The sequence below is a fragment of the Variovorax sp. PBL-E5 genome (assembly GCF_901827185.1).
Classification (GTDB): Bacteria; Pseudomonadota; Gammaproteobacteria; order Burkholderiales; family Burkholderiaceae_C; genus Variovorax.
The window spans coordinates 1,018,393-1,042,840 of sequence record NZ_LR594671.1 but is presented as its reverse complement, the minus strand read 5'-3'; the positions used below and the strand labels follow the sequence as shown (position 1 = coordinate 1,042,840).

General features: G+C 68.1%; 22 protein-coding genes and 1 pseudogene. 8 read left to right on the top strand and 15 right to left on the bottom strand.

The genetic code is table 11. The annotated features are described in order from the left end of the window. Positions 1-11: 11 nt before the first annotated feature. The 9 genes from WDLP6_RS05035 to WDLP6_RS04995 form a co-directional block, all read right to left on the bottom strand. On the bottom strand, positions 12-1,751 hold the full coding sequence (locus WDLP6_RS05035) for an IlvD/Edd family dehydratase (protein ID WP_162591468.1): 1,740 nt from the start codon (positions 1,749-1,751) through the stop codon (positions 12-14). 41 nt (positions 1,752-1,792) lie between these two features. Then, positions 1,793-2,824 (bottom strand): galactofuranose ABC transporter, permease protein YjfF, encoded by a 1,032-nt coding sequence (gene yjfF, locus WDLP6_RS05030; protein ID WP_162591467.1) that lies wholly within the window; start codon positions 2,822-2,824, stop codon positions 1,793-1,795. Next, entirely contained in the window at positions 2,821-3,888 is a 1,068-nt protein-coding gene (locus WDLP6_RS05025; protein WP_162591466.1) for an ABC transporter permease, read from the bottom strand. The genes yjfF and WDLP6_RS05025 overlap by 4 nt, the downstream gene beginning before the upstream one ends. Continuing rightward, the gene (locus WDLP6_RS05020; protein ID WP_162591465.1) at positions 3,885-5,417 is read right to left on the bottom strand and encodes a sugar ABC transporter ATP-binding protein; all 1,533 of its coding nucleotides are present in this window, start codon (positions 5,415-5,417) and stop codon (positions 3,885-3,887) included. Before WDLP6_RS05020 ends, WDLP6_RS05025 begins: the two co-directional genes overlap by 4 nt. Next, entirely contained in the window at positions 5,414-6,643 is a 1,230-nt protein-coding gene (gene mmsB, locus WDLP6_RS05015) for a multiple monosaccharide ABC transporter permease (protein ID WP_162591464.1), read from the bottom strand. Before mmsB ends, WDLP6_RS05020 begins: the two co-directional genes overlap by 4 nt. Continuing rightward, a complete protein-coding gene (mmsA, locus tag WDLP6_RS05010) occupies positions 6,633-8,156 on the bottom strand; it encodes a multiple monosaccharide ABC transporter ATP-binding protein (RefSeq protein ID WP_162594964.1) in 1,524 nt (507 codons plus the stop codon). The genes mmsB and mmsA overlap by 11 nt, the downstream gene beginning before the upstream one ends. Before the next feature lie 32 nt (positions 8,157-8,188). Then, the gene (gene chvE / locus WDLP6_RS05005) at positions 8,189-9,259 is read right to left on the bottom strand and encodes a multiple monosaccharide ABC transporter substrate-binding protein (protein WP_162566077.1); all 1,071 of its coding nucleotides are present in this window, start codon (positions 9,257-9,259) and stop codon (positions 8,189-8,191) included. Positions 9,260-9,380: 121 nt separating this feature from the next. Beyond that, positions 9,381-10,346, bottom strand: coding sequence for an ABC transporter substrate-binding protein (locus WDLP6_RS05000; RefSeq protein ID WP_162566076.1), 966 nt, complete (start codon positions 10,344-10,346; stop codon positions 9,381-9,383). Positions 10,347-10,394: 48 nt separating this feature from the next. Continuing rightward, a complete protein-coding gene (locus WDLP6_RS04995; protein WP_162591463.1) occupies positions 10,395-11,846 on the bottom strand; it encodes an aldehyde dehydrogenase family protein in 1,452 nt (483 codons plus the stop codon). Between the two features lie 88 nt (positions 11,847-11,934). On the opposite strand from WDLP6_RS04995, the gene WDLP6_RS04990 reads away from it, so the two are divergent. The 3 genes from WDLP6_RS04990 (at position 11,935) to WDLP6_RS04980 (ending at position 14,614) form a co-directional block, all read left to right on the top strand. Continuing rightward, positions 11,935-12,897, top strand: coding sequence for a LysR family transcriptional regulator (locus WDLP6_RS04990; protein WP_162591462.1), 963 nt, complete (start codon positions 11,935-11,937; stop codon positions 12,895-12,897). Positions 12,898-13,022: 125 nt separating this feature from the next. Next, positions 13,023-13,943, top strand: coding sequence for an SMP-30/gluconolactonase/LRE family protein (locus WDLP6_RS04985; RefSeq protein WP_232076962.1), 921 nt, complete (start codon positions 13,023-13,025; stop codon positions 13,941-13,943). Positions 13,944-14,233: 290 nt separating this feature from the next. Further along, positions 14,234-14,614, top strand: coding sequence for a helicase SNF2 (locus WDLP6_RS04980; RefSeq protein ID WP_162591460.1), 381 nt, complete (start codon positions 14,234-14,236; stop codon positions 14,612-14,614). Positions 14,615-14,673: 59 nt separating this feature from the next. Here WDLP6_RS04980 and WDLP6_RS04975 read toward each other — a convergent pair whose 3' ends face one another. The 3 genes from WDLP6_RS04975 to WDLP6_RS04965 all read right to left on the bottom strand — a co-directional run bounded on the left by WDLP6_RS04975 (position 14,674) and on the right by WDLP6_RS04965 (position 17,363). Further along, positions 14,674-15,075, bottom strand: a complete 402-nt coding sequence (locus WDLP6_RS04975; protein ID WP_162591459.1) for a hypothetical protein — start codon at positions 15,073-15,075, stop codon at positions 14,674-14,676. A 139-nt stretch (positions 15,076-15,214) separates the two neighbouring features. Then, positions 15,215-16,963, bottom strand: coding sequence for an IlvD/Edd family dehydratase (locus tag WDLP6_RS04970; RefSeq protein ID WP_162591458.1), 1,749 nt, complete (start codon positions 16,961-16,963; stop codon positions 15,215-15,217). Beyond that, a complete protein-coding gene (locus WDLP6_RS04965) occupies positions 16,935-17,363 on the bottom strand; it encodes a hypothetical protein (RefSeq protein WP_162591457.1) in 429 nt (142 codons plus the stop codon). The genes WDLP6_RS04970 and WDLP6_RS04965 overlap by 29 nt, the downstream gene beginning before the upstream one ends. A gap of 218 nt (positions 17,364-17,581) precedes the next feature. On the opposite strand from WDLP6_RS04965, the gene WDLP6_RS04960 reads away from it, so the two are divergent. The 5 genes and pseudogenes from WDLP6_RS04960 (at position 17,582) to WDLP6_RS34980 (ending at position 21,365) form a co-directional block, all read left to right on the top strand. Continuing rightward, complete coding sequence (locus WDLP6_RS04960) at positions 17,582-18,166, top strand: BPSL1445 family SYLF domain-containing lipoprotein (protein WP_162591456.1); 585 nt, start codon at positions 17,582-17,584, stop codon at positions 18,164-18,166. A 236-nt stretch (positions 18,167-18,402) separates the two neighbouring features. Next, a pseudogene (locus tag WDLP6_RS34990) lies at positions 18,403-18,561 on the top strand (acyloxyacyl hydrolase); the annotation flags it as partial. 193 nt (positions 18,562-18,754) lie between these two features. Beyond that, complete coding sequence (locus WDLP6_RS04950; RefSeq protein WP_162591455.1) at positions 18,755-20,260, top strand: flavin-containing monooxygenase; 1,506 nt, start codon at positions 18,755-18,757, stop codon at positions 20,258-20,260. Then, entirely contained in the window at positions 20,257-20,784 is a 528-nt protein-coding gene (locus tag WDLP6_RS34985) for a CMD domain-containing protein (RefSeq protein ID WP_162594963.1), read from the top strand. The genes WDLP6_RS04950 and WDLP6_RS34985 overlap by 4 nt, the downstream gene beginning before the upstream one ends. Then, positions 20,781-21,365, top strand: coding sequence for a peroxidase-related enzyme (locus tag WDLP6_RS34980; protein ID WP_162591454.1), 585 nt, complete (start codon positions 20,781-20,783; stop codon positions 21,363-21,365). The genes WDLP6_RS34985 and WDLP6_RS34980 overlap by 4 nt, the downstream gene beginning before the upstream one ends. Position 21,366: 1 nt before the next feature. Here WDLP6_RS34980 and WDLP6_RS04940 read toward each other — a convergent pair whose 3' ends face one another. Genes WDLP6_RS04940 through WDLP6_RS04930 form a run of 3 tightly spaced genes read right to left on the bottom strand, consistent with a single transcriptional unit; the run spans position 21,367 to position 24,435 of the window. Further along, positions 21,367-22,476 (bottom strand): NAD/NADP octopine/nopaline dehydrogenase family protein, encoded by a 1,110-nt coding sequence (locus WDLP6_RS04940; protein ID WP_162591453.1) that lies wholly within the window; start codon positions 22,474-22,476, stop codon positions 21,367-21,369. Continuing rightward, positions 22,469-23,425 carry a Bug family tripartite tricarboxylate transporter substrate binding protein gene (locus WDLP6_RS04935; protein WP_232076961.1) on the bottom strand — a complete coding sequence of 319 codons (957 nt, stop codon included), beginning with the start codon at positions 23,423-23,425 and terminating at the stop codon, positions 22,469-22,471. Before WDLP6_RS04935 ends, WDLP6_RS04940 begins: the two co-directional genes overlap by 8 nt. Before the next feature lie 29 nt (positions 23,426-23,454). Then, positions 23,455-24,435: an amidohydrolase family protein gene (locus tag WDLP6_RS04930; protein WP_162591451.1), complete on the bottom strand. Its 981-nt coding sequence runs from the start codon at positions 24,433-24,435 to the stop codon at positions 23,455-23,457. Between the last annotated feature and the right edge of the window lie 13 nt (positions 24,436-24,448).

Sequence of the window (24,448 nt, the reverse complement as noted above, 5' to 3'; positions counted from 1 at the left end):
GGGTCGATGGATCAATGCGAATGGCGTGGCACGGCCGCGCCGCGGCAGCCGACCAGGAAGTCGAAGTCGCAGCCCTCGTCCGCCTGCAGCACGTGCTCGACATACAAGCGCCGATAGCCGCCGCCACCGGGCGGCGCCATGTCGGCCTGCAGCGCAGCCAGCCGCGCCCTCAGTTCGTCGTCGCCGATGTCCAGGTGCAGGCGGCCCTGCTCGCAATCGAGTTCGATCCAGTCGCCGTCGCGCACCGCGGCCAGCGGACCGCCGTCGGCCGCCTCGGGCGCCACGTGCAGCACCACCGTGCCGTAGGCGGTGCCGCTCATGCGCGCGTCCGAGATGCGCACCATGTCCTTGATGCCCTGGCGCAGCAGCTTCGGCGGCAGGCCCATGTTGCCGACCTCGGCCATGCCGGGATAGCCCTTGGGGCCGCAGTGCTTCATCACCAGCACGGAGCTGGCGTCGACCTCGAGCGTCTCGTCGACGATGCGTTCCTTGTAATGCTCGAAGTTCTCGAACACCACCGCGCGGCCGCGGTGCCGCAGCAATTCGGGCGACGCGGCCGAGGGCTTGAGCACCGCGCCGCGCGGCGCCAGGTTACCGCGCAGGATGCAGATGCCGCCGTCCTCGATGAGCGGATTGTCGAGCTGGCGGATCACCTCGTCGTTGTGACTGGGCGCGTTGCGCACGTTGTCCCACAGCGACTGCCCGTTGACCGTGAGCGCATCGGGATGCGGCAGCAGGCCATGCTCGCCGAGGCGGCGCAGCACGGCAGGCAGGCCGCCCGCGTAATAGAACTCCTCCATCAGGAAACGGCCCGAGGGCATCAGGTCGACCAGCGTCGGCGTGCCGCGGCCGATGCGGGTCCAGTCCTCGAGCTCGAGCGGCACGCCGATGCGGCCCGCGATCGCCTTCAGATGGATCACCGCATTGGTCGAGCCGCCGATCGCGGCGTTGGTGCGGATCGCGTTCTCGAAGGCCGCGCGCGTGAGGATCTTCGACAGCACCAGCCCTTCGCGCGCCATCTCGACGATGCGCATGCCCGACATCTGCGCCAGCACGTAGCGCCGCGCATCGACCGCCGGAATGGCCGCGTTGTGCGGCAGCGAGACGCCCAGCGCCTCGGCCATGCAGGCCATGGTGGACGCGGTGCCCATGGTGTTGCAGGTGCCCGCCGAACGCGACATGCCCGCCTCCGCCGAGAGGAACTGGTGGACGTCGATCTCGCCCGCCTTCATCGCTTCGTGCAGTTGCCACACGGCCGTGCCCGAGCCGATGTCGCGGCCTTCGAGCTTGCCGTTGAGCATCGGCCCGCCGGTGACGACGATGGTCGGCACGTCGCAGCTCGCGGCGCCCATCAGCAGTGCCGGCGTGGTCTTGTCGCAGCCGGTGAGCAGCACCACGGCGTCGATCGGGTTGCCGCGAATCGCTTCCTCGACATCCATGCTCGCAAGGTTGCGCGTGAGCATTGCAGTCGGCCGCAGGTTGGATTCGCCGTTGGAGAACACCGGGAACTCGACCGGGAAGCCGCCGGCCTCGGAGACGCCGCGCTTGACGTGCTCGGCGATCTTGCGAAAGTGCGCGTTGCAGGGCGTGAGCTCCGACCAGGTGTTGCAGATGCCGATGATCGGCCGGCCGTCGAACTCGTGGTCGGGCACGCCCTGGTTCTTCATCCAGCTGCGGTACATGAAGCCGTTCTTGTCGGCCGCACCGAACCATTCGGTGGAGCGCAGCTTCTTCTTCGCGGTGTCGGGCATGCGTGGACTTTTCTGTGAGAGACGAAGAGGAGCGGCCGACCTCAGCCGCGCCGCGCGCTGCGCGCGGTGAACAGCCGCTGCAACAGGCAGAAGACGAAGAGCAAGGCACCGACCACGATGCGCGTCCACCACGAACTCAGCGTGCCGTCGAAAGAGATGAGCGTCTGGATGATGCCCAGCATCAGCACGCCGAACAGCGTGCCGATCACGTAGCCGACGCCGCCGCTGAGCAGCGTGCCGCCGATCACCACGGCCGCGATCGCATCGAGCTCGAGGCCGACCGCGTGCAGGCCGTAGCCCGACAGCATGTAGAAGGTAAACACCACGCCGCCCAGCGCCGAGCAGAAGCCCGAGAGCGTGTAGACGCCGACGACGGTGCTGCGCACCGGCAGTCCCATCAGCAGCGCCGACTGCTCGCTGCCGCCGATCGCATAGACGGTGCGGCCGAAGGGTGTGCAATGCGCAATGAACACACCGAGCGCAACCACGGCCAGCGCGATCAGCGCCGACAGCGAGATGGACGCATCGCCCCAGACCGGCAGCCGCCACTGCGAGAGCGCCGAATAGGTCTCGTTGGTGATGCTGATCGAATCGATGCTGATCAGATAGCACAGGCCGCGCGCGAGGAACATGCCGGCCAGCGTCACGATGAAGGGCTGCAACCGGAAGCGCTCGATCAGCACGCCCATGAAGGCGCCGAACAGCGTGCCCATCGCCAGCACCAGCGGGATCACGATCGCCGGACTCCAACCCTGCTTCTCGACCAATGCGGCCGAGACCATCGTGGTCAGCGCGATCACCGAACCCACCGACAGATCGATGCCGCCCGACAGGATCACGAAGGTCATGCCGACCGCGACGATGCACAGAAAGGCGTTGTCGATCAGCAGGTTCAGGAAGACCTGCAGCGAGAAGAAGCCGTCGTAGCGCACCGAGCCCAGCGTGCCCATCAGCACGAACAGCGAGATGGTGGCGGCCAGCGGCAGGTGCCTGGGATTGAGGCGCACGCGTGCAGGCCGGGGCACCGTCGCAGGCGCGGCGGTTTCTGTGGGACGCGAGATCAGTGCACTCATGGCTTCAAAGCCCCACGCACCGGCCGCTGCACCAGCACGCGCAGGCTGGCGCGGAACTCGGCCGACTGCACCAGCATCACCGCGAACACCACGACGGCCTTCACCACCAGGTTGATCTCGGGCGGCACGCCCAGCGAGTAGATCGCGTAGGTCAGCGTCTGGATGATCAATGCGCCGATCACGCTGCCGACCAGGCTGAAGCGCCCGCCCGTGAGCAGCGTGCCGCCAAGCGTGACGGCGAGGATCGCGTCCAGTTCCAGCAGCTGCCCCGCGTTGTTGCCGTCGGCGCTCTTGACGTTGGAGCTGATCAGGAGGCCCGCCACGCCGGCGCAGAAGCCGCAGAACATGTAGGCGCTGAGGATGATGCGGCGCGCCCGCACGCCGGCCACGTGCGCGGCACTCGGGTTGATGCCGACCGCCTGGATGAAAAGGCCGAGCGCGCTGCGAGTGATCGCGAGATAGAGCAGCACGAACACCAGCGCCGCGACATAGACCGAGAACGGCAGCCCGAACAGATAGCCGCTGCCGATGAAGAAGAAGGGCTTGTAGTAGATCGTGATGATCTGCCCGCCGGTGATCAGCTGCGCGATGCCGCGGCCCGCCACCATCAGGATCAGCGTCGCGATGATCGGCTGCATGCCGACGCGCGCCACCAGGAGGCCGTTCCACAGGCCGCAGGCCAGCGCCGCGCCGAGCGCCGCGAGGATCGCCATCCACATCGGGAAGCGGCTGACCTCGGCCGCCGCGCCGTTGCTGACGACCAGCGAACCGCCGATCATCCAGGCGGCCAGCGCCGCCGCGATCGCCACCACCGCGCCGACCGAGATGTCGATGCCGCGTGTCGCGATCACCAGCGTCATGCCGAGCGACACCAGCACCAGCGGCGCCGCGCGGTTCAGGATGTCGATCAGGCTGCCGTACAGATGGCCGCCGCGCCATTCCAGGTGCAGGAAGCTCGCGTTGAAGATCGCGTTGATGGCCAGCAGCACGAACAGCGTCACGAGCGGCCACGCGAGGCGGTGGTGGAACGCGCGGGCGACGGTTTCGGAGGCGGGGGTCTTCATGATTCCGCTGCGATCAGGTCGTACACCGCGTCCTCGCTGCTGCCCTCGGGCAGCTCACCCACCTTGCGCCGTTCGCGCAGCACCGCGATGCGGTGCGAGATCCGCACCACCTCGTTCATCTCCGACGAGATGAAGAGCACCGCCATGCCGCCGCGCGCCAGGCGCAGGATCTCGTCCATGATTTCCTGCTTGGCCGCGACGTCGATGCCGCGCGTCGGCTCGTCGAGGATCAGCAGGCGCGGCCCGGTCGCCAGCCAGCGCGCCAGCAGCGCCTTCTGCTGGTTGCCGCCCGAGAGCAGGCCGATCGGCGTGTCGACGCTGGCCGTCTTGATGCCCAGCGCCTTGACGAAGCGCTCGGCCAATGCGGTCTGCTCGGCGCGCGACAGCGTGTTGCGCATGCCGCGCCGCGCCTGCAGCGCCAGCGCGATGTTCTCGCGCAGCGACAGCTCGGCCACGATGCCGTCGGTCTTGCGCTCCTCGGGGCACAACGCCAAGCCGTGTCGCACCGCATCGGCCGGGTTGGCGAACGTGACCGCGACGCCGTCCACGCTGAGGCTGCCGCAATCGGGCACGGCCAGGCCGAACAGCAGGCGCGCGAGTTCGGTGCGGCCCGAACCCAGCAGGCCCGCGAGGCCCACCACCTCACCCGGGCGCACGCGCAGGTCGACCGGCTGCAGCTGGCCGGCCTGCCCGATCGCCTGGGCCTCGAGCACCGGCCGCGCGGCTTCGTCGATGACGGGCAATTGCGCATGGCCGGTGGCCTGTGCCGCGAGTTCGCGACCGACCATGGCCGAGATCAGCGCCTGCGGCGGCAGATCGGCCGCGGCCCATTCGCCGACCCAGCCGCCATTGCGCAGCACCGTGATGCGGTCCGACACCGCATAGACCTGGTTCAGGAAATGCGTGACGAACAGGATCGCGAGGCCTTCGCCGCGCAGCCGGCGCAGCACGGCGAACAGGCTCTTGACCTCGTCGTCGTCCAGGCTCGAAGTCGGCTCGTCGAGGATCAGCACCGTCGACGACAGGCCGAGCGCGCGCGCGATCGCGACCATCTGCTGCACCGCCACCGAATAGCTCGACAGCAGCTGCGTGACGTCGATATCGACCTCCAGCCGCGCCAGCAGCGCGCGCGCATCGCGGTGCACCTTCGCCCAGTCGATGCGAAAGCCCTGCGCCGGGCCGCAGCGCGGATAGCGGCCCGAGAAGATGTTCTCGGCCACCGACAGGTTCGGGCACAGGTTGACTTCCTGATAGACCGTGCTGATGCCCAGGCGCTGCGCCTCCAGCGGCGAGGCCGGCCGGATCGCACGGCCCGCCAGCCGCATCTCGCCGCTGTCGGCGGTGTAGACGCCGGTGAGCACCTTGATCAGGGTCGACTTGCCCGCGCCGTTCTGCCCCATCAGCGCATGGATCTCGCCCGGCCGCAGCGCGAGCGCCACGTCGCGCAGCGCAGGCACGCCGTTGAACTGCTTGTGGATGCCGGTCAGCGACAGCACCGGCGCCTGCAAAAAGGCGAGGGCTTCGGTCATGTTTTATTTTTGTTGTAGACGTCGATGAAGACCGCGGCCAGCAGCACCAGCCCCTTGATGACCTGCTGGTAGTCGATGCCGATGCCGAGGATCGACATGCCGTTGTTCATCACGCCCATCACGAAGGCGCCGATCACCGCGCCCATCACCTTGCCGACGCCGCCCGAGGCCGAGGCGCCGCCGATGAAGCAGGCCGCGATCACGTCGAGCTCGAAGCCCAGGCCCGCCTTGGGTGTCGCGGTGTTGAGCCGCGCCGCGAACACCAGGCCCGCCAGCGCGGCCAGCACGCCCATGTTGACGAAGGTAAGGAAGGCCAGCCGCTGCGTCTTGATGCCCGACAGCCGCGCCGCCTTCTCGTTGCCGCCGAGCGCGTAGATGCGCCGCCCGACCGTGGTGCGGTTGGTGACGAAATCGTAGGCCACGATCAGCACCGCCATCACGATCAGCACGTTCGGCAGGCCCTTGTAGGTCGCGAGCAGGTAGCAGAGCAGAACGATGATCGCGGCGAAGAACAGGTTCTTGCCGAGGAAGAAGGCATAGGGCTCCTGCGCCATGCCGTACTTCGCGAGCTTGGCGCGGCCGCGCAGCTTGAAGAAGACCAGCGCTGCGGCGGCCGCCACGCCCAGCAACAGCGAGGTGGTGCGCAGGCTTTCACCGCCCAGCACGTCGGGCACGAAGCCCGAACTCAGCTTCTGGAACACCTCGGGGAACGGCCCGACCGACTGCCCTGCCAGCAAGGCCAGCGTGAGCCCCTTGAACACCAGCATGCCGGCCAGCGTGACGATGAAGGACGGGATGCGAAAGAACGCCACGAACCAGCCCTGCGCCGCGCCGACCAGCCCGCCCGCGATCAGGCAGACGATGCAGGCCGGCACGAAATTCCAGTCGTACTCCACCATCAGCACCGCGGCCAGCGCGCCGATGAAGCCGGCCACCGAGCCCACCGACAGGTCGATGTGGCCGGCCACGATCACCAGCAGCATGCCGAGCGCCATGATCACGATGTAGCTGTTCTGCAGCAGCAGGTTGGTGAGATTGAGCGGCCGCATCAGCGTGCCGTCGGTCAGCACCTGGAACAGCACCATGATCGCGACCAGCGAGATCAGCATGCCGTATTCGCGCAGGTTGTTCTTGAGGAAGCCCGCGTGCTCGGCGGCGGCCGCAGTGGCGACGGGCGTCGTGATTGGTGCGGCCGGCTTCACGGCGGCTTCGGGCTCACGCTGCATGGACAGAACTCCCCGAGGCGACGATGACGCGCATGATCTTTTCCTGCGATGCTTGTGCCGCCGGAAACTCGGCCACGAAGCGCCCTTCGTTCATCACGTAGATGCGGTCGCACATCCCGAGCAGTTCGGGCAGTTCGGATGAGATCATGAGAATGCCCTTGCCTTCGCTCGCGAGCTGGTCGATGAGCGTGTAGATCTCGTACTTGGCGCCGACATCGATGCCGCGCGTCGGCTCGTCGAGCATGAGCAGTTCGGGCCGCGCGAACAGCCACTTGCCCAGCACCACCTTCTGCTGATTGCCGCCCGACAGATTGACCACCTGCTGCTGCACGCCGGCGGAACGGATGTTGAGCATGCGCCGATAGTCCTGGGCGACCTTGAACTCGCGGCCCTCGTCGATCACGCCGCCGTCGGACACCGCGGCGAGGTTGGCCAATGTCACGTTCTTGCGGATGTCCTCGTCCAGCAGCAGGCCCAGGCTCTTGCGGTCCTCGGTGACGTAGGCGATGCCGTGGTCGATGGCGCGGCGGATGGTCGAGACGTCGACCTCCTTGCCGTGCATCCACACCGAGCCGCTGATGCGCTGGCCCCAGGCGCGGCCGAACACGCTCATCGCGAACTCGGTGCGGCCGGCGCCCATCAGGCCGGCGATGCCGACGATCTCGCCGCGCCGCACATGCAGATTCACGCCCTTGATCGTCTCGCGATCGGCGTGCTGCGCATGGTGCACGCGCCAGTCGCGCACCTCGAACACGGTCTCGCCGATCTTCGGCGTGCGCTGCGGATAGCGGTGCGCCATGTCGCGGCCCACCATGCCGCGGATGATGCGGTCCTCGCTGACGCCTTCGCCGCGGCAGTCCATGGTTTCCACCGTCGCGCCGTCGCGCAGCACGGTGATCGAGTCGGCCACCTTGGCGATCTCGTTGAGCTTGTGCGAGATCAGGATCGATGCGATGCCCTGCGCCTTGAGTTCGAGCAAGAGCGCCAGCAGCGCATCGCTGTCGCTCTCGTTGAGGCTCGCGGTCGGCTCGTCGAGGATCAGGAGCTTGACCTCCTTCGACAGTGCTTTCGCGATCTCGACCAGCTGCTGCTTGCCGACACCCAGGTGCGTGACCAGCGCCGTCGGCGGCTCGCGCAGCCCGACCTTGGCCAGCAGCGCGCGCGTCTTCGCATAGGCGGCGAACCAGTCGATCACGCCGCCCTTGGCCGTCTCGTTGCCGAGGAAGATGTTCTCGGCGATCGAGAGCAGCGGCACCAGCGCCAGCTCCTGGTGGATGATGATGATGCCGATCTTCTCGCTGTCGGCGATGCCCCTGAAGCGGCGCAGCTCGCCTTCGAAATGGATCTCGCCCGCATAGGAGTCGCAGGGGTAGACGCCGCTCAGCACCTTCATCAGCGTGGACTTGCCGGCGCCGTTCTCGCCGACCACCGCGTGGATCTCGCCGGCGCGCACCGCGAGGTTGACGTTGTCCAGCGCGTTCACGCCGGGGAAGGTCTTGGTGATGCCGCGCATCTCCAGAATGACGTCCTGCACCCTGTCTCCTTCTACTTGAACTGGCTGTCCTTGTAATAGCCGCTGTCGACCAGCACCTGCTTCCAGTTCGAGGCATCGACGCTCACCGGCTTGAGCAGGTACGAGGGCACGATCTTGACGCCGTTGTTGTAGGTCTTGGTGTCGTTCACCTCGGGCTGCTTGCCGGCCAGCATCGCGTCCACCATGTTCACCGTGACCTTGGCGAGTTCGCGCGTGTCCTTGAACACGGTCGAAGTCTGCTCCTTCTTCAGGATCGACTTGATCGACGGCACTTCGGCATCCTGCCCGGTCACCACCGGCATCGGCTGCTGCGGCGAGCCGTAGCCTACGCCTTTCAACGACGAGATGATGCCGATCGACAGCCCGTCATAGGGCGACAGCACGGCATCGACGTGGTCCTTGGTGTAGTAGGCCGACAGCAGGTTGTCCATGCGCGCCTGCGCCACCGCGCCGTCCCAGCGCAGGGTCGAGACCTTGTCCATGCCCATCTGCTTGCTGCGCACCACCAGCTTGCCGCTGTCGAGGTAGGGCTTCAACACCGACATCGCGCCGTTGTAGAAGAAGAAGGCGTTGTTGTCGTCCGGCGATCCGCCGAACAGCTCGATGTTGAACGGGCCCTTGCCTTCCTTGAGCTTGAGCGCGTTCTCGATGTAGCCGGCCTGCAGCACGCCGACCTGGAAGTTGTCGAAGGTGGCGTAGTAGTCGACGTTCTTCGAGCCCCTGATCAGCCGGTCGTAGGCGATCACCTTGACGCCCTTGTCGGCCGCCTTCTGCAGCACGTCCGACAGGGTGGTGCCGTCGATGGCGGCGATCACCAGCACCTTCGAGCCCTTGGTCACCATGTTCTCGATCTGCGCCAACTGGTTGGGGATGTCGTCGTCGGCGTACTGCAGATCGGTCTTGTAGCCCTTGGCCTGGAAGTCCTTGACCATGTTGGCGCCGTCGGCGATCCAGCGCGCCGACGACTTGGTCGGCATCGAGATGGCGATGAGACCCTTGTCCTGGGCCTGGGCCGGCGGCGCGAGGCCGATCAGCGCGAACGCGGCGCCAGCGAGCAGGGTCTTGAGGAAGTTGCGTTTCATTGAAGAGTCTCCGTTGTATTCAGTTCCAGGAACACCGCGGATCCGGCTTTGCCGGTCCGCTGGTGTTGCCCCCTGCAAGGGGGTTGGCGGCCACACGAAGTGGGCAAGCCTGGGGGTGTGCTCAATATTTGCGCTTCGGGAACTCAGCCGCCGCCACTTCCATGGGGAAGATGCTTTCGACGGTCACGATGCGCTTGGGCAAGGTCTTGCCGGCCTTGATGTCCTTCACCGCACTCATCAGCTGCGGCCCGAGCAGCGGGCTGCATTCGACCGAGACATTGAGCTTGCCGGCCATCATGGCCTCGAACGCGCCCTTCACGCCGTCGATCGAGATGATCACGATGTCCTTGGCCGGCTTCAGGCCCGCTTCCTCGATGGCCTGGATGGCGCCGATCGCCATGTCGTCGTTGTGCGCGAAGAGCACGTTGATCTTCTTGCCGTCGGCTTTCAAGAAAGCTTCCATCACCTCCTTGCCCTTGGCGCGCGTGAAGTCGCCGGTCTGCGAGCGGATGATCTTGAACTTCGGATCGGACTTGATGATTTCCTCGAAGCCCTTCTTGCGGTCGATCGCCGGCGCCGAGCCCACCGTGCCCTGCAGCTCGACGATGTTGACGTCGCCCTTCTGGTCCTTCATCTTCTCGACCAGCCAGCGGCCGGCCTTGCGCCCTTCCTCGATGAAGTCGGAGCCCATGAAGGTGACGTAGAGCGAGTCGTCCTTGGTGTCCACCGAGCGGTCGGTCAGCACCACGGGAATCTTCGCGGCCTTGGCTTCGCGCAGCACCGGTTCCCAGCCCGATTCGACCACCGGCGAGAACGCGATCACGTCGACCTTCTGCGCGATGTACGAACGGATCGCCTTGATCTGGTTCTCCTGCTTCTGCTGCGCATCGGAGAACTTGAGCTCGATGCCCGCGTCCTGGGCCGAGGACTTGATCGACTCGGTGTTGGCGGTGCGCCATTCGCTTTCGGCGCCGACCTGGGCAAAACCCAGGACCAGCTTCTTCTGCGCGAAGGCCGTGGCCGGCAGCAGCGAGGACAGCGAGGCGCTGGCGAGCGCCACGGTGAGAGTGCGACGGTTCAGTTTCATGGTGTCTCCTGGTTGGCGTGGTGAAAAACTCCGGTGCGGCACCTGCGCTCAGGCCAGCACGTAGCCGGTCTTGACGGTGGTGTAGAACTCCGCCGCGTGGCGGCCCTGCTCGCGCGGTCCGTAGCTCGATGCGCGGCGCCCGCCGAAGGGCACGTGGTAGTCGACGCCGGCGGTGGGCAGGTTGACCATCGTCATGCCGACCCGGGCATGGCGCTTGAAGTGGGTGGCCTGCGCCAGCGAGCTGGTGCAGATGCCGGCGCAGAGGCCGAAGGGCGTGTCGTTGGCGAGCGCCAGCGCATGCGCATAGTCGTCGGCGCGCAGTACGCAGGCGATCGGGCCGAAGATCTCTTCGCGCGCCACGCGGTGCTCCGGCCGCGCGAGGAACAGCGCAGGATTCATGTAGTGGCCGGGCGTCGGCCGCTCGATCAACTCGCCGCCACAGACGTGCTCGGCGCCTTCGTCGTTCGCGATCGCGAGCCAGGCCTGGTTCTGTTCGAGCTGCCGGCGGTCGACCACCGGGCCGATGTCGATGCCGCGCTCCAGCGCATGGCCGACCTTGAGTGCGGCGAGCCGATGGCGAAGGCGGACGACGAAGGCATCGTGCACCGGCGCCTCGACGATCAGCCGGCTCGATGCGGTGCAGCGCTGGCCGGTCGAGAAGTACGCGCCCTGCAGCGCGCAATCGACCGCGCGGTCGAGGTCGGCATCGGCCAGCACCACCAGCGGATTCTTGCCGCCCATCTCGAGCTGCACCTTGGCGCGCCGTGCCGCCGCGGCCTGCAGGATGCGCTCGCCGGTGGCGACCGAGCCGGTGAAGCTGATGGCATCGACCAGCGGGCTGTCGACGATCGTCTGCCCGACCTCGCGGCCGCTGCCCATCACGAGGTTGAAGGTGCCGGCCGGCAAGCCGGCGCGGCTGATGATCTCGGCCAGCGCCCAGCCGCAAGCCGGGACCAGTTCGGCCGGCTTGAACACCACGCTGTTGCCGTGCGCGAGGGCCGGCGCGATCTTCCAGGCCGGGATGGCGAGCGGGAAGTTCCAGGGCGTGATGAGGCCGACCACGCCGACCGGTTCGCGCGTGACGTCGACCTGCACGCCGGGCCGCACCGAGGCCAGGATCTCGCCGCCGCCGCGCAGGGCCTCGCCGGCGAAGAACTTGAAGATCTGTCCTGCGCGGGTGGCTTCGCCGACGGCTTCGGCCAGCGTCTTGCCCTCCTCGCGGGCCAGCAGCGCGCCCAGCGCGTCGCAACGCGCGAGGATCTCGCCGCCGATGCGATCGAGCACGTCGGCGCGCCGCTGCGGCGTGCTCAGGCTCCAGTGCGCGAAGGCATCGACGGCCGCGCGGATCGCAAGCTCGGTCTGGCTGCGGTCGGCACGTGCGTACTCGGCCACCACCTCGCGCGTGTCGGAGGGGTTCTCGCTGATGCCGGTGGTCACGCCGGTCTCCCAGCGGCCGTTGATGTACTGCCGGGCGTTCTGCTGGAGGTCACTGCGCTTCAAGGTGCGGCGAGTGTAGGAATCGCACCTATATCTTTCCAATCATTCTTTGGATCGAATCGATATCGAAAACCGCATTCAGGAAAACCCCATGACCAACTACACGCACTGGTTCATCCGTGCGCGTCTGAAGACCCGGCAGTTGCTGCTGCTCGTGGCCCTCGCCGAGGAAGGCAACATCCACCGCGCGGCCCAGGTGCTGAACATGACGCAGCCGGCGGCCTCGAAGCTGCTCAAGGACCTGGAGGATGTGCTGGAGGTCTCGCTGTTCGAGCGCCATCCGCGCGGCATGCGGCCGACCTGGTATGGCGAGGCGATGATCCGCCACGCGCGCGGCGCGCTCGCCAGCCTGAACCAGGCGCATGACGAGGTCGCGGCGCTCAAGGCCGGGCGCTTCGGCCAGGTCAACGTCGGGGCGATCACCGCGCCCGGACTCACGCTGCTGCCGCCGGCGGTGGCGGCGGTCAAGCGCGAGCAGCCCACGCTGCGCATCGCGCTCGAGATCGAGACCAGCCCGGTGCTGCTCGAACGGCTCGAGCAAGGCAAGCTCGACATCCTGGTGGCACGCCTCTTCGCCGAGCACGACAAGTCGCAGCTGCGCTACGAGGCGCTGACCGAGGAGCCGGTCTGCGCGCTGGTGCGCCCCGGGCATCCGCTGCTCGGCACGAGCGGGCTCGGCCTGCGCGACGTGGTGTCGGCCGGCTGGATCGTGCCGCCGGCCGGCAGCGTGCTGCGCCACCGCTTCGAACTGATGTTCCAGGAAGAAGGCGTGCAGCCGCCGATCAACGTGATCGAGACGGCTGCGCTGCTGTTCATCACGCGCATGCTGCAGCAGAGCGACCTGATCGCGGTGCTGGCCACCGACGTGGCCCACTACTACGCGTCGCACGGCATCGTCGCCGTGCTGCCGCTCGAGATGCCTTGCCACATGGATGCGTTCGGCATCATCACGCGCACGGACCGGTTGCTGTCGCCCGCGGCGAAGGTGATGATGAAGGCGCTCAAAGCCGCGAGCCTCAAGGCCTACGGACGCCGCCTAGACCCAGAAGTATGAAACTCACCCCCAGCCTCGCCCACTTCGTGTGGCTCTGCACCCCCTTGCAGGGGGCAACACCGGCGGACTGGCAGAGCCAGATCCGCGGTGTTTCCCGCAAAGGACAAATACCCCAGGAGACTTGCTTGAACACCAATCCCTCGTCATCTGCACCGTCGATTCTCGAAGCGCCCCGTTGCATCTGGCCCGCCGCAGCCACGCTCGGCGAGGGCACGCTGTGGTCGCAGCGCGAGCAGGCGCTGTACTGGGTCGACATCCTCGAGCGGCGGCTGCATCGCATCGATCCGGCGAGCGACATGCGCACCAGCTGGAGCTTCGACGAGGAGATCTCGGCGGTTGCCGAGCGCGCCGGCGACCCGGGCCTGATCGTCACGCTGCGCCGCGGCTTCGCGCTGTTCGATCCTGCCGCGGCCGAGGTCCCGCCCCGGTATCTGCTCGAGCCTGAACCGGAGCGCACGGCCAACCGCTTCAACGACGGCAAGTGCGATGCGAAGGGCCGCTTCTGGGGCGGCACGATGGACTTCGCCTGCAAGGCACCGACCGGTGCGCTCTATCGCTTCGATCCGGACGGCCGCTGCAGCCGGCACGACGACGGCTTCGCGGTCACCAACGGCCCGACCTGGTCGGCCGACGGCCGCACGATGTACTTCAACGACACGGTGAGAGGCCGCGTCTTCGCCTACGACTTCGACATGGCGACCGGAACGCCGAGCGGCAAGCGCGAATGGCTGCGCTTCGCGCACGGCGACGGCCTGCCCGACGGCATGACCACCGATGCCGCCGGCCGGCTCTGGATCGCGCACTGGGGCGGCGCCTGCGTGAGCTGCCACGACCCGGTGAGCGCGGCCGAACTGTGCCGCGTGAAGCTGCCCACCCGCCACATCACCAATTGCGCCTTCGGCGGCCCGGACCTGCGCACGCTGTTCATCAGCAGCGCGACCAGCGATCTCACGCCCGCGCAACGCGAGGCCGAGCCGGAGGCCGGCGGCCTGTTCGCCGTTCGCACCGACGCCACGGGTTTGCCCGCGCCGCGCTTCGGCGGCTGAGGACGAAGGCGCGCCAAGACGCGGCCTTGTCCGACACGCCTCCTCATTCCCACCAAAGAATCGACCCCCAGACTAGGGTTTGCCCTCGGTCGATTGTTTCCTGCGTATGAACACCGCGATTCGATTTACCTAGGGTTTTCACCTAGTTCTCAGCGCACAATTCACCCACAGACCCGCCACACGGCGGATCTGGGTGAACAGGGCACCGAGCGAGGTGGCCGCCCCCGAAGGGACGGTGACCCACCCAAGACCGGTTCGAATCATCCAAAAGCATTTGAAGGACATTGAAAATGAAGACCTCGAAGATCATCGCCGCCGCAGCCCTTTCGCTTCTCGCCGTGGCCGGTGCGCAAGCCGAAACCTATGAGGGCGTGCATCCCCTCGTTTCGGCCAACAGCCGTGCCGAAGTGAGTTCGCAAGCCGTGATCGCGGCGCACAGTGCCGACCCGTATGCGGAAGGCGCATCGGCTGGCGTGGCGCCGGTTCTGGCCAGCAACGTCGACCGCGCAACGATCCGCTCGCAAGCCGTCGCCGCCGCGCACAGCGCCGACCCGTATGCGGAAGGCGCATCGGCTGGCGTGGCGCCGATCCTGGCGAGCAACGTCGACCGCGCCGCGGTTCGCGCCGAGGCCCGTGCCGCTGCGCGCGGCTTCAACCAAGCCTCGCTGTAAACAGCCGGGCACCCGAAGGACCGGGCCATGCGCCGAGCATGGCCCGTTTTTTTTTCGTTTCAGCGGGACCCTCGCGCAGCGCCTCGCTCATGCGCGGCCTTGATCAGGCCGTTGCGGCTCTTCAGGAGTTCGTTCAGCTGGGCCAGGCGGGCAGGGCAATCGGCCGACGCCGACACCAGCACGATCGGGTTGCGCCGCAGGGCGGTGATGTTCTTCTCGACAGCGACGGGATCCCGGCCCTTCACGACCAGGCCGGCGGCGACGGCGGCCTTCGAACGACGGGTGAAGGCTTTCTCGAAGGCCGGTGTCCCGCAGCGCGCGGCGATCACGCGGTAGTCGCTTTCCAGCTGCTCGCTGGCGATCGGCGAATCGGCCTGCTGCATGCTCTGGCCGCTCGCAGGAATGCAGGTCAGGATCATGGCTGCCGCTGCATGCGCACCCAGTACCAAACGCGTCTTCATGAGCTTTGCCCGGATCGAACATGGTGTGTTCGGCTTGTGCCATCGTACGCCTGCGGCGCGTTTTCGGCAGCCGCGCGGCGTGCGCTTTTCATCGATTTGCAGGCAAGTCTTTCGCCTGCGCGAGAAGCGCCGCGCCTGTCTATCGCGGCACCTTGCCGAGCGTCTTCGGCGCACGCAGGAAATCGAAATCGACGCCCCGGTCGGCCTGCGTCACGCTCTGCAGAAAGAGCTTGCGATAGCCGCGTTCGGCCGTCGGCTCGGCCACTGGCGATTCGGCGGCACGGCGCGCCAGTTCGCCATCGGGCACGCGCAGCGTGATCTCGCGCCTCGCCACGCTCAAGCGGATGCGGTCGCCGTTGCGCACATGGGCGAGCGGTCCGCCGATGGCGGATTCGGGCGTCACGTGCAGCACGATGGTGCCGAAGGCCGTGCCGCTCATGCGCCCGTCGGAGATGCGAACGATGTCCTTCACGCCCGCGCGCGCGAGCTTGCGCGGGATCGGGATGTAGCCCGCCTCGGGCATGCCCGGCGCGCCCATGGGGCCGATGTTCTTGAGCACCAGGATGTCGTCGCGCGTGACGTCCAGATCGTCGCGGTCGATGCGCAGGGCCAGGTCCTCGACGTTCTCGAAGACCACGGCGCGGCCCTCGTGCTCCATCAGGCCGGCGTCCGCCGCGGACTGCTTGATGATCGCGCCGCCGGGCGCCAGGTTGCCGCGCAGCACGGCGATGCCGCCCTGGGGATAGATCGGGTCGGCGATCGGTCGCACCACCTCCTGCACGAAGCCCGGCCCCGCGCGGTCGATCTCTTCGCCCAGCGTGCGGCCGGTCACGGTCATGGCATCGAGCTTCAGCAGCGGCTTGAGCTCCCGCAGCAGCGTCGCCATGCCGCCGGCCTTGTGGAAGTCCTCCATGTAGTGCTGGCCCGAGGGCTTGAGATCGAGCAGCACGGGCGTCTCGCGCCCCATGCGATCCAGCGCATCGAGGTCGACGTCCAGGCCCATGCGGCCCGCGATCGCCGTCAGGTGCACGATGCCGTTGGTCGAGCCGCCGATCGCCAGCAGCACCCGCATCGCATTCTCGAACGCGGCGGGCGTGAGCACCTTGTCGATGGTCAGGCCGTCGCGCGCCATCTGCACCGCCTGCGCACCTGTCTGCTCGGCAATGCGGATGCGGTCCGCGGTGACGGCCGGTGGCGACGCGCCGCCGGGCATCGTCATGCCGAGCGCCTCGGCGATGCAGGCCATGGTGCTGGCCGTGCCCATCACCGAGCAGGTGCCCACGCTGGCCACCAGCTGGTCGTTCACGTCGGCGATTTCATCGGCGTCGATGTCACCCGCGCGGTACTTCGCCCAGTAGCGCCGGCAGTCGGTGCAGGCGCCGACGCGCTCGCCGCGGTGGCTGCCGGTCAGCATCGAGCCGGTGATCAGCTGGATCGAGGGGATGCCCGCGGAGGCTGCGCCCATGAGCTGCGCCGGCACCGTCTTGTCGCAGCCGCCGATCAGCACGACGGCGTCCATCGGTTGCGCGCGCACCATCTCCTCGGTGTCCATCGACATGAGGTTGCGCAGGTACATGCTGGTCGGCGCCGAGAAGCTCTCGTGGATGGAGATGGTCGGGAAGTCCATCGGCAGGCCGCCCGCCAGCATCACGCCGCGCCGGATGGCCTCCATCAGCTGCGGCACGTTGCCGTGGCACGGGTTGTACGCGCTGCCGGTGCTGGCGATGCCGACCACCGGCCGGTCGAGCGCGGCGTCGGTGTAGCCCGCGCCCTTGATGAAGGCCTTGCGCAGGAACAGCGAGAAGCCGGCGTCGCCGTAGCTGGTCAGGCCGCGGCGCATGCCCGAGGCGTCGGCATCGTCATCGGGTTCGAAAGCGGATGTGGCCATGGAGCGTGCCTGAAGGAGTCGGTTCGACCGCCGAGCGTACATCGGACGGCGCCACGGCCCAGATCAGGCACAGTGCATGGATGGCCCTGGCGCGCTGTTCCTCGGCCTGCAGCGCTGCAAGGGTTGCGAGGTCCTCGGGCGCCGGTCCCTGCCCGCTGCCGCACATCCGGTCACCCAGCGACTCGATGAGCCGTTCGCGCCAGTCGGCCACAGCCGCCTCCGCGCTGTGGAGCATCCTGCGAAGTCTTTCCAGTTCCGTATGTTTCTCAGGCCCACCCATGATTGCTTTGTTCGAGCAGCGGTGCTGCTCGGCGTTCATTGCTTTGCTTTGCATCCATGCGAAGGTCGACGCCGCGCGCACGCCGGTATGTAGGAAGAATTCCCCATCCTGAGCCAGCATTGCCTTCGGTGCCGCGATGCCCGCAGGGACTCGGCCTCGGATGGTCAGCCCAGCGCCGCAGAAAACAGGCATCGGCGCCTTCCATGGCGCCGCAAGCTTGCGTAGGCCGTCTTCCCTTGTCGCTTCGACCGCGTGCGCAGCGATCTAGCATTTGATCGCGCTGCCTCGTCGGCAGCCACGCTCATCGTTCCCATCTGCTTCGTCAAAGGAAGGACATCATGAAACCCTCGAGTCTCCGAACTTTCTGCAGCGCCACCGCACTGGCCGCCTGCAGCATCGCCTTCGTCGGTTGCACCACCACGCGCCCGGCCGACCATGCGAGCAGCACCTCCTCGCGCACATCCATCGATGCCCAGGTCGATGCCTCGCTGTCCAAGCTGTACGACTCGGTGGCGGGCTCGCGCGACATGGTGGCCCGAGCCAGAGGCGTGCTGGTGTTCCCGTCGGTGGTGGGTGCCAGCCTGGGCGTCGGCGCCGAGTACGGCCGCGGCGCGCTGCGCGTGAACGGCCGCACGCAGGCCTACTACAGCACGACCGCGGGTTCGATCGGCTTGCAGGCCGGCGCGCAATCGAAGGCGGTGATCTATCTGTTCAATTCCGAGGAGGCGCTGAACAAGTTCCGCAACAGCAAGGGCTGGACCGCCGGCGCGGATGCCACCGTGGCCGCCGCGACCATCGGCGCCAACGGCAGCATCGACACCAACACGATCCGGCAGCCCGTCGTCGGCTTCGTGCTGACCAACGTGGGCCTGGAAGCCGGCGTCTCGGTGCAAGGCGCCAAGATCACCGAGGTCCAGCCTTGAGCACGGACGATGTCGACATGCGCCAGGGCCCTGGTGTTCACCGGACTGCTGTCGCTGTCCGCCTGCGCTGCAGCGTTTGACGATCAATCCAACGGCATCTACGTCGAGGCAGGCCGCGCACCGCACGGCGACACGGGCACCAACGCGATGGAAGTGGGTCTCGTGACGCCGTGGGCCTATGGGCCGTCGGTCCTCGGCGGCCCGCTGTCGTTCTACGGGGACTTCTTCCTGAGCCAATGGCGCGCGCCGCAAGCCAGCGGCCCGGGCCATCACGGCTACACGCAGATCGGCGCCATCGCCAATTCAGCACGGCCTTCCAGTTCACCGAACAGATCGGCACCGGCCGCAACTTCGGCGCGCGCGGCCAGCACGAGCTGTCGCTGCGGCTGCAGCACTTCTCGAACGCGGACATCAAGCGGCCCAATCCGGGAGAGAATTTTCTGCGGGTGCGTTACCTCTGCCGCTTCTTAATCCGTCCGCTGCGCCGCGGACGCAGATCCCGAAATTCCATCCGCGACAATCGACCCCACGAGCGCGGGCCGCGAAAGCAGCCGCCCTGCGCCTCGGTCGAACCCAAGCCCTTGCAAGATGACCACAGACCCTGCTTTCGCCCTACCGCCCCGGCCCGGCGGCCTTGCCGCGCTCGAACAACGGCTCGCCAAGGACCTCGAGTGCCTGGGCTGGCCCGCGCGCTCCTGGATGCCGGCGTGCCGGCACGACGGCGAGCGCGTGCTGGACGTGGCCATCGTCGGCGGCGGCCAGGCCGGCCTGGCCGCGGCGGCGGCTCTTTCGCAGCAGGGCATCCAGGCGGCGGTGTTCGATCGCTCGAGCGCGGGTTGCGAAGGCCCATGGGCGACCACGGCCCGCATGGAGACGCTGCGATCGCCCAAGGAACTCACCGGCCCCGCGCTGGGCCTGCCCGCGCTCACCTTCCGCGCGTGGTTCGAAGCGCAGTACGGCGCCGAGGCCTGGGCCGCGCTCGACAAGATCCCGCGCCTTCAATGGATGGACTACCTGCGCTGGTACCGGCGCGTGATGTCGGTCGACGTGCGCAACGACATCGCCATCACCGGCGTGCATCCGCGCGCCGACGCGATGGTGCGCCTCGACCTGCGCACGCCGGCGGGCAACGAGCACGTGCTGGCGCGCCGCGTCGTGCTGGCCACCGGCCGCGATGGTCTTGGCGGCCCCGCGATCCCGGCCTTCACCAGCGCGCTGCCGCGCGCGAAATGGGCGCATTCTTCCGACGAAATGGACTATGCGCAGCTGGCCGGCCTGCGCGTGGGCGTGGTCGGCGCCGGCTCGTCGGCGATGGACAGCGCGGCCACTGCGCTGGAGGCCGGTGCGCAGAGCGTCGACCTGCTGATCCGCCGCGACGACCTGCCGCGCGTGAACAAGGGCAAGGGCGCCGGCGTGCCGGGGCTGACGCAGGGACACTACGACCTGCCCGACGAACTCAAATGGCGCGTGCGCCACTACATCAACGTGTCGAACACGCCGCCGCCGCACGGCAGCACGCTGCGCGTCTCGCGCCATCCCAACGCGCGCTTCAACATGAGCTGCCCGATCCAGCGGATCGCGTGGGACGGCGAAGTGCTGCGCGCATCGACGCCGAAGGGCGAATTCATCTTCGACTTCCTGATCGTCTCCACCGGCTTCCAGGTCGATTGGCAGAACCGCCCCGAGCTCGCCGCCATTGCACCCCACGTGCGCGCATGGGGCGATCGCTTCGCGCCCGCGCCCGGCGACGACGACCAGGAACTGTCCGACTCGCCCGACCTGGGACCGGTCTTCGAGTTCCAGGAAAAGAGCGCGGGCACATGCCCCGGGCTCGACCGCATCCATTGCTTCTGCTATCCGGCCGCGCTCTCGCACGGCACGGTGTCGGGCGACATCCCCGCGATCAGCGAAGGCGCGCGGCGCCTGGCCGGCGGCATGGCCAGCCTGTTCTATCGCGAGGACTTCGAGCACCACTTCGCGCGCCTCGAGGCCTACGACGAACCGGAACTGTTCGGCGACGAGTGGGTGCCCGCCGCACCGCCCGGGCCGGCACGCGATCCCCGAACCGAAAGCACCCGCTACAACACGCCATGACATCCGCAACTTCTTCCTCGCCGGCCGTCGACCTGATCGACGCCATCGTGCCGCTCGCCGCGGGCCAGCCGACCTGGGACGTGCGGCAGCAACGGCCCAAGGTCATCGCCGCCACGCAGGGCAGCCTGGAGGCGATGTTCTCGCCGACGGTCGAAGGTCTCTCGGTGATCGAACGCCTGCTGGTCGCATGGCATGCCTGCCGCGTCGCGAAAGCCGACAGCCTGGCCGGCCACTACCGCGAGCGGCTCGTGGCCGAAGGCGCCGAGCCGCAGGTGCTCGATGCCGTCGAGCGCGGCGCGCTGTCGTCGCTGGCCGACCCGCGCCTCGGCACGATGCTGGGCTTCGCGGGCCGGCTCATGCAGCGGCCCATCGAAGGCGACCGCGCCGCATTGCAGTCGCTCGCCGCATGCGGCCTCACGACGCCGGCCATCGTCGCGCTGGGTCAGTTGATCGCCTTCCTGTCCTATCAGGTCCGCCTCGCGGCGGGCCTCCAGGCGATGGCCGCCGCGGAGGTGGCGCCATGAGCGAGCCGATCCGCATCCACGGCTTCACCACCGAGGTGCTCGCATGGAAGCCCTGGCTGGACGTGGTGAACCTCGACACCGCCACGCCGGCGCAGCTGGCCGCGATGGACGAGATGAGCGCGCAGGCCCGAAGCTCGCCCTACTTCCTGCTGCTGGCCCATCAGCCCGAGATCCTGATGCAGCGGTCGATCGCCTTCAACGCGATCATGTTCGCGCCCGGCGGCATGCCGCGCGCCGAGCGCGAACTCGGCGCCACCGTCGAGTCGCGCGTCAACGGCTGCGTCTACTGCGCCTCGGTTCACGCGCAACGCTTCGAACAGCTCGCCAAGCGCAGCGACGTGATCGAGCAGGTGTTCACCGAGCCCTCGTCGGCCGGCACCACGGCGCGCGAGAAGGCCATCGTCGCCTTCTCGGTGCGGCTCGGATCGGCGCCCGACGAGATCGCGGCCGAGGACATCCGCGCGCTGCGGCAAGCCGGCCTGGCCGAGCTGGAGATCCTGGACCTGATCCATTCGGTGGCGCTCTTCGCCTGGGCCAACCGGCTGATGCTCAACCTCGGAGAGCCGGTCTTTCCGGCATGAGTCAGTCCAGCCGCGCGCGCAGGCCGGCGACCGTTTCGCCGGCCAGCCCCAGCGGTTCCAGCAGATCGTTCTGCAGCCGGTAGTCGACGCCGCCGATCAGCGAGGCGGCATCGACGATGGTGCGCGTGGCCGGCGTCGGCACGGCGGCGATGCGGCCGAGCGCTTCCACGAACGCGAGGCCGAAGGGCATGTCCTCCGCCACGTAGCGCGTGTCCGTGCGCGTCGGCCCCGGCGGCCCGCCGCGCTTCGCATGCAGCTCGGCCGCGATGTCCGCCAGGCGCGCGGATGCGGTGCCGAAGGACTTCGCGAAATGGTCCTCGATGGTGCCGACCTCGATGCCGAAGGCGCTCGCGAGCGCGCGCCGCTCGCCGTCCAGCGTTTCGATCACCCGCGCCACCGCGGGCGTCATGCAGTGGTACTGCGGCCAGTGCTCGGCCCGCTCGATGCGCGTCCAGTTGTAGATCGCGAGCGGGCCATGGGACTCCGCATTGACGTTCACGAGCGCACTGACCAGTGCATTGGCCTGCGCGAAGAAGCCGTCGCCGAACAGCGCGCTGCACAGCGCCACGCAGGCCGCGGTCTGCGCACTCGGCAGCGCCGACACGCCGATGGCCTTGCGCCGCGTCATGATCCGGACCTGCGCATCCGACTCCCGGCGCGCAGTCAGCACCGTGGTGCCGAAGCTGGCCACGGTCAGCGCCTTGCCCGCGCGCCGCGCGCGCTCGTGCAGATAGAGGGACGACAGCGATCCCATCGCGCTCACGATCACCACCTGCCCCTCGCGCAGCCACGGCAGCAACGCATCCATCACGCGCCGGTGGCCGTTGAGCGGCAGCGCGATCAGCAGCACGTCCGATGCGCGGCACAGCTGGGCCGCATCGTCGGCCACCTCCACCGCGACTGCGCAGGGCTGCAGGCCTTCGACCGTCAGCGCGCGCGTGCGCAGCGCCTCGGCGCCCGTTCCACCAGGCGACCACAGCATCACGCCGTGGCCGGCCCGGCTCAGCCAGGCCGCGCTGGCCAGCGCGATCGCGCCGGCGCCCGCGATGCCGACCCGATACCGCGCCGCCGCCGCATCGCCGAACGACGAACCCGCGGCCGCCTCAGTCAATCTTGATCCCGCCGGCCTTGATGACCCGGGCCCAGCGCTGGCTGTCCTCGGCGACCACCTTGCCCAGCGCCGCACCGTCGCCGCAGGTGTTCACCGCACCGAGCCGCGCGAAGTACTGCTGCGTTTCCGGCAGCTTGCAGATGTCGACCAGCGCCGCGCCGAGCGCCTTGATGCGCTCCTGCGGCATGTGCACCGGCGCCATCACGCCGACCCACACCGGCACCTCCATGCCGGGCACGCCGATCGCGTCGCTGACCGTCGGCACGTTGCGAAGGTTGGACAGCGACGCGCGCGAGAAGGTCGCCAGCACGCGCGCCTTGCCGCTCTCCACCATCGGATCGATGGACGCCGAGCTGGTGACGATCATCGAGACCTGCCCGCCGACCAGGTCGGTCAGCGCCGGCGACGCGCCGCGGTAGGGCACATGCAGCAGCTGCACGCCGGTGCTCTGCGCGAGCAGCGCGCCCGTGAGATGCGACACGGTGCCGTTGCCGGTCGAGGCGTAGCTCACCTGGCCCGGCCGCTTCTTCGCATCGGCGAGCACGTCGGCGACCGACTTGTAGGGGCTCTCGGTGCGCACCGAGAGCGTCATCGGCGTGTCGGCGATCAGCGCCACCGGCGCGAAGTCGTGCACCGGATCGTAGGGCAGCTTGGGCTGCAGGTGCGGCGCGATGGTGATGGCGCCGCCGGTCGCCAGGAACAAGGTCGCGCCGTCGCTCGCCTTGGCCACGAACTCCGCTGCGACGATGCCGCCGGCACCCGCCTTGTTGTCGATGACCACCGTCGTGCCGAGCTTCTCGCCGAGCTTGGCACCGAGGTAGCGGCCGATCACGTCCTGTGCGCCGCCGGCCGCGAAGGGCACGACGAGGTGCAGGGGCTTGTTGTCGGTCTGCGCCCACAGCGGCGCCATGACGAGGCAGGCCGCGAGACCCAGTGCGATGTTTTTCATCAGATGCAGTTTCATGTTCGCTCGCCGGCTCAGAGATTGAAGACGCGCCGCGCGTTGGCGAAGCGGACCGCATCGGTCTGGTCCTGCGGCAGCCGCGCGGTGTTGGCGAAGGCGCCCTTGGTGTCGTGCACCCAGTGCGGCCAGTCGGTGCCGAGCATCACGTGCTCGGCGCCCACCACCGAGATCAGGTACTGCAGCGCGCCGAGGTTGTAGGTGATGCTGTCGAAGTAGATGTGGCGCAGGTAGTCGGTCGGCTTGCGCTTCATCTGGCGCCGCTCGGCGAGTTCCACCTCGTCGCCCTTCTCGAAGCGGCCGACCAGGTAGGGCAGCGTGCCGCCGCCGTGCGAGGCGATCATCTTGAGATGGGGGTACTTGTCGAAGAAGCCCTCGAAGATCATGCGCGTGAAGGCCAGCGTGGTGTCGAACATGAAGCCGACCGACCAGCTGAGGTCGAACTTGGTCATGTCCATCATGTCGACGCCGGGCGGGTCGGTCGGGTGCACCAGCACCGGCAGCTTGCGCTTGTCGATCTCGGCCCAGATCGGCGCGAAGAACGGATCCGTGAGGCTGCGCCCCGACACGTTGGCCAGCACCATGACGCCGGACGCGCCGTTGGCGCAGGTGCGCTCCAGTTCCTCGACCGCGCGCTGCGGGTATTCCCACGGCAGCGAGGTGAACCAGCGGATGCGGTCGGGATACGTGCGCTGCGCCTCGGCCATGTTGTCGTTCGACTCGCGCGCGGCGCGGCAGCTGACCTCCTCGCCGCCCCAGTACACGTTGGGACAGGTGAGCGAGACGATCGAGATGTCGATGCCGGCCGCGTCCATGTGCTTGATGCGCAGGTCGTAGTCGAAGTGGCCCGCCTGCGGCAGCACCACCGGCGTGTCGCCGCGGAAGATCTCGCGCTGGCCGTCGGGGCGCGTCTTGATGTTGTACATGCCGCCCTCGGCCTTGAGCAGTTCGAGCCACTGGGTGGTGAACATGTGGGTGTGGACATCGATCACGGTCATGAATCAGGTCTCC